Genomic DNA, 5,404 nt, shown 5'->3' on the forward strand with positions numbered 1-5,404 from the left:
TGTCGGGCACAACCGAATCACCCAGGCATTCCGAATAATCAAGACAATCCGGATATACCCGAACTTTGCCGGATGCTATCGCGCCGTCAGCCCTCGCGCACCGCTTCTTCGGCTCCGGACGCCCCTCCGGCCCCGGATGCCGCACCAGCCACACCGGCACCCTCCCCGGCCACCGCCGCCACCGCCGGCACGTCCTGGTCGAGCCACTCCACCGACCACGTCTCCTCCGGCGTCAGCCAGCGCAGCGCGTCGTGGTCCTCCAGCGGCGCCGGCTCACCGGAGAGCAGCCGCGTACGCCAGACGCGCAACACGTACCCCGGCTTCAGCGGCCATTCACCGGGCACCCGGTCCACCGGCTCGGCCTCGACGCCGAGCTCCTCGCGCAGCTCACGGGCGAGCGCGTGCTCCGGGCGCTCCCCCGGCTCGACCTTGCCCCCGGGAAGCTCCCAGCGGCCGGCCAGCTCGGGGGGCGCACTCCGTCGCGCGGCGAGCAGCCGGCCCCGGTCGTCGTACAGTGCGGCGGCGACCACCACCACCACGGGAATGTCCTTCATGGGGCGGAGCTTACGGCCGCCTCAGTTCGCGGTCCCGTGCTGGCCCGAGCCCTGGCCGAGGCGCTCCACCCAGTACAGCTGCTTGTGTCCGCGGCCGTCGAGGCTGTCCGCGATGCTCTCGGCCTCCGCCCTGGTCGCGTACCGGCCGACGCGATAGCGGTTCCCGTTGTCGTCCTGACGGATGACAAGCCACGGCAGTGTGGCCGTGCCGTCACTCATCGCGTCCCTCCACTCCCCGACTCCGGCCCGCATGGCGCCCCGCCCCCTAAGCATCCCGAGGAAACCGCACTCCGCATATGCCGGAGCGTACGCCTGACCTTCACGGAGCGGATACGGAATGGCACAAAGAGATACGCAACAAGCCAACGACCGGCCAGAACGCGGATGCGGCGGGGCACGCCAGGGGGCGCATCCGTCCGAATGCGCCCCCTGTTCCCCAGCCGTACCGGATCAGTCCCCGCGCACCTGCGGCACCGGCAGCAGGACCGGCTCACCCGTCGGCGCCTTCGTGCACACGTCCCCGCACTCCGCGTCGAGCGAGCAGCACAACGAGCAGATCGGACCGCCCTGCACGGGGCAGTCCGCGATGTCCGGCAGCTCGTAGGCCGTCTCGCACACCCCGCACGTGTGCGTCGCCGTCACGTCCGCGACGGCCACGCCCGGACCGTTCACCGGATTCGGCCGCGCCAGGTAGTACCGGCCCTTCGTCGCCCACGCGATCAGCGGGCACAGCGTCAGCGCGAGCCCCGCCGCGATGAACGTCGAGAACGCCTCCGCGTACGCCCCGAACAGCCCGAAGAACGCCAGGATCGACACCGTCGACGCGATCACCATCGACCCGAACCCCGCCGGGTTCACCGCGTACAGATAGGCCCGCTTGAACTCGATGTACTTCGGGCTCCAGCCCACCCGCTTGTTGATGACGAGGTCCGCCGCCACCGCCGCGATCCACGCGATGCCCACGTTCGAGTAGAAGCCGAGCAGCTTGTTCAGCGCGGCGAACATGTTCATCTCCATCAGCGTCAGCGCGATGGCGAGATTCAGGAAGATGTACCAGACCCGGCCCGGATGCCGGTGCGTCACCCGCGAGAAGAAGTTCGACCACGACAGCGAACCGCTGTACGCGTTCGTCACGTTGATCTTGACCTGCGACACCACGACGAACACCGCCGCCACCGGCAGCGCCACCGACCCCAGCCACGGCCGCAACGCCTCCACCTGCGGCGCGATCGGCTCCAGCGCGTGCGTCCTGCCGACCGCCTCCAGCGCCACGAACGCGAGCAGCGCTCCCCCGATCTGCTTCGCCGCGCCGATCACCACCCAGCCCGGGCCCGCCGCCAGAACGGCCAGATTCCATCGCCGCCTGGTGGCCTCCGTCCTCGCCGGCATGAACCGCAGGTAGTCCGCCTGCTCCCCGATCTGCGCGATCAGCGACAGCGCCACCCCCGTCCCCAAGCCGAAGCCCAGCCAGTCGAAGCCGCTGCCCGCACCCTCGGTCCCGCCGAAGTGCGTGAACTGCGCGAACGACCCCGGCGACTCGAAGGCCAGCACCACGAACGGCAGCACGAGCCCCACCAGCCACACCGGCTGGGTCCACGCCTGCACCTTCGCCAGCGCCCCCATCCCGCGGAACACGATCGGGATGACGATCAGCGTCGTCAGCAAGTACCCCACCGGCAGCGGGAGTCCGGTCACCTCGTGCATCGCCTGCGCCATGATCGAGCCCTCGAGCGCGAAGAAGATGAACGTGAACGAGGCGTAGATCAGCGAGGTCAGCGTCGACCCGAAGTATCCGAACCCGGCACCGCGCGTGATCAGATCCATGTCCAGGCCGCACGTCGCACACGCCCGCGCGATCGGTATACCGGTCAGGAAGATGATCGTCGCCGCACACAGGATCGACGCCATGCCGCTCGTGAACCCGTACGTGAACACGATCGAGGCGCCGATCGCGAAGTCCGCGAGGTAGGCGATGCCGCCCAGCGCCGTCGAGGCCACCGTCGTCGACGACCAGCGCCGGTACGCGTGCGGCGCATAGCGCAACGAGAAGTCCTCGCGGGACTCGTCGGCCGCCAGTCTGGCGTAGCTGCGCTTCGGGGGGCGGGTGCGGTCGGGTGTCTCCGGATCTGCGCTGGGCAGAGCTGTCTCGGTCATCGGCGGCTTCCCGTTCGTCAGTCGGCGGTATACCGGTGGGCCGGTACGCAGACGGACGGTAGGAGCCGCGCATGACAGCTCGGCGTCGCACGGTATTGCCCGGCGGTTACGGGCGCCGGGGCCCGGTTAACTCGCGGTCACACCTTGCGGAACGGGTGTCCGGCTATCGGGCGCGGTCGCCTCGCTCACTTCACCGGCAGGTGGTACGCGATCCGGTACCGGTCCGCCGGGACGACCACGTCCGCCGTCTCCACCGGTCTGCCCGACGCGTAGAACGTCCGGCTGATCACCAGGACCACGTGGCCCGGCACGCCGCCGAGCGCGCTCAACTCCTCGGCCAGGCCGGGGCGGGCGGCGACCTCCTCCGTCACGTTGTCCACGACCACGTCGATCGCCGCCATCCTGTCCACCACGCCGCAGCCGCCGAGCGGGCCCTCCTCCGGGAGCATCACCGGGGTGCGGCCCGTGACGGTCAGCGGCTCCCACGACGTCGACAGCATCATCGTCTCGCCCGCGTCCCGGTACACGTACTTGGTGCACATCACCCGGTCCCCCGGGCGGATGTCCAGCCGCTCCGCGACCTCGACGTCCGCCTCGGCCTGCTCGCTGCGGGACTCCCAGGTGCCCCGCGCGGAAGGCTCCGCCTGCTCCTGCCGGAACGGCGTGGAGCCCGACCCCGAGCGGTACCCCGAGCGGCTCACCCTGCGCGGGACCGGGCGCTCGCGGACGTAGGTGCCCGAGCCCGAACGGCCCTCGACCAGGCCCTCCGCCATGAGGACCTTCCGCGCCTCGAGCGCGACCGTGTCCGAGACGCCGTACTCCTCGCGGATCCTCGCCTGCGACGGCAGCCGGGTGTGCGGTGGCAGCGAGCCATTGACGATCTTCTTGCGGAGATCACCCGCGACGCGCAGGTAGGCCGGCTGCTCACCGAATGTCACTGGTTGTCCCCCTCAAGTCCCCGTCTGATCCACAGACAGCGACAGCCTGACAACCGTGGGTTGAGGCGTGCAAGCAAAGGCCAAAGAATCACTCGAAGTGATGACTTCGAGGGGGCCAACCCTTCCCGCCGGGACTTTCTCCAGGTAGTGCATGTTTCACACAGCGGATCCAGGGTCGTGCGTGCGTGCGGGTTGGCCGGGGGCGCCTGAAGGGAGGGTGGCCGCCCGAGGTGCCTTCAGCGGCTTTCCGTCTCGTGCCTACAGGTGTCGGGGTGCGGCCGGGGCCGCCCGGGGCATGTGCGTGCTCGCCATCTTGCGAGCACCGCCGGCCGGGAACGGTACGGGGAGTGAAGGGCTCGGGTGCTGCGCGCGCACATACCCCGTGCGGCCCCTCCCGTCTCGTACCCGACTGACCGCCGGATCGGGTGCACACACCGAACACCGAGCCCGTTCACCTCCTCCTGCTTCTCTCCCGTGCGGGTGTGCCCCCCTCATGCCCCCGGCCTCGCCCGGTGTCGGTGGCGGTGGCGGGCGCGGGGTGGGGCTGCTGTCGGCGACTACTGTCGGCTCATGACCGCACTGCCCGATCGCTACTGTCCCGCCGACGGCACGCGCATCGCCGCCGACTCTCTCGCCTGGTGCTGTCCCGTGTGCCGAGGGCCGCTCGACCTCGACTACGCCCCCACCCCGGCCGGGCTCAAGTCCCTCGCCGGGCGGGTCGGTTCGCTGTGGCGCTACGCCGAGTGCCTGCCCCTCCCGCGGCCCGACTGCACCCTCGGCGAGGGCCGTACGCCGGTCGTGCCGCTCTCCGCGACCGTCTCGGCCAAGCTCGACTTCCTGATGCCCACCCTGTCCTTCAAGGACCGCGGGGCCGTGCTGCTCGCCGCCCTCGCGACCAGGCTCCGGCCGGACCGGGTCATCGCGGACAGCAGCGGCAACGCCGGGACCGCCCTCGCCGCCTACTGCGCCCGCGCCCGGCTGCCCTGCACCGTCTACGTCCCCGAGGGCACCTCCCCGAAGAAGCTCGAGCAGATCGGAGCGCACGGAGCGCGGCTCGAGGTGATCGCCGGTGACCGCGAGGCCGCCGCCACGGCCGCCCGCGCCGCCGCGGACGAGCCGGGCGTCTTCTACGCCAGCCATGTCTACAACCCCTACTTCCTGCACGGCACCAAGACCTACGTGCACGAGCTCTGGGAGGACCTGGGCGGACGTCTGCCCGAGGTCCTCGTGGTGCCCGTCGGCAACGGCACCCTGCTGCTCGGCGCCGCCCTCGCCGTCCGCGAACTGCACAGCGCCGGGCTGATCGACCGCCGCCCCGCCCTGCATGCGGTCCAGGCCGCCGCGGTCGCTCCCCTCGCCGAGGCCTGGCGGGCCGGTGCGGAGGACATCGGGCCCGTCCTGCCCGCCGTCCCCACCTTCGCCGAGGGCATCGCGATCCCCAACCCGCCCCGGGCCCGCCAGATCCTCCGGGCCGTACGGGAGTCGGGCGGCGCCTTCCACACCGTCACCGAGGACCAGATCCGCCACGCGCAGCTCGACCTCGCCTCCCAGGGCCTCTACGTCGAGTCCACCGGCGTCGCCTGCTGGGCCGCAGCTCGTGAACTCCCCGCGCTCCAGGGCCGTACGTCCGTCGTCCCGCTGTGCGGCGCGGGGTTGAAGACCGGACTCGCGACCCACCCCGGCTGAGCCGGGCGCCCCGGGCTTCCGCGGCACAGGCCGGTGGTCAGTCGGGTACGAGACGGGAGGGGCCGCACGGGG

Annotated in this window: 5 protein-coding genes; 1 reads left to right on the forward strand and 4 read right to left on the reverse strand. The window is 71.2% G+C overall.

What is annotated here, in order from left to right:
- Window positions 1–86: 86 nt before the first annotated feature.
- From GTW43_RS00690 to GTW43_RS00705, 4 genes are all read right to left on the reverse strand, one after another.
- Window positions 87–554 carry a (deoxy)nucleoside triphosphate pyrophosphohydrolase gene (locus tag GTW43_RS00690; RefSeq protein WP_161299572.1) on the reverse strand — a complete coding sequence of 156 codons (468 nt, stop codon included), beginning with the start codon at window positions 552–554 and terminating at the stop codon, window positions 87–89.
- A gap of 21 nt (window positions 555–575) precedes the next feature.
- The gene (locus tag GTW43_RS00695; RefSeq protein ID WP_161299573.1) at window positions 576–773 is read right to left on the reverse strand and encodes an SPOR domain-containing protein; all 198 of its coding nucleotides are present in this window, start codon (window positions 771–773) and stop codon (window positions 576–578) included.
- A 231-nt stretch (window positions 774–1,004) separates the two neighbouring features.
- On the reverse strand, window positions 1,005–2,708 hold the full coding sequence (locus tag GTW43_RS00700) for a hypothetical protein (protein WP_161299574.1): 1,704 nt from the start codon (window positions 2,706–2,708) through the stop codon (window positions 1,005–1,007).
- A 185-nt stretch (window positions 2,709–2,893) separates the two neighbouring features.
- On the reverse strand, window positions 2,894–3,646 hold the full coding sequence (locus GTW43_RS00705) for a GntR family transcriptional regulator (RefSeq protein ID WP_161299575.1): 753 nt from the start codon (window positions 3,644–3,646) through the stop codon (window positions 2,894–2,896).
- 570 nt (window positions 3,647–4,216) lie between these two features.
- On the opposite strand from GTW43_RS00705, the gene GTW43_RS00710 reads away from it, so the two are divergent.
- A complete protein-coding gene (locus GTW43_RS00710) occupies window positions 4,217–5,332 on the forward strand; it encodes a threonine synthase (RefSeq protein WP_161299576.1) in 1,116 nt (371 codons plus the stop codon).
- The last annotated feature ends 72 nt before the right edge of the window (window positions 5,333–5,404 follow it).

It is taken from the genome of Streptomyces sp. SID5785 (genome assembly GCF_009870065.1).
Taxonomy (GTDB): Bacteria; Actinomycetota; Actinomycetes; order Streptomycetales; family Streptomycetaceae; genus Streptomyces.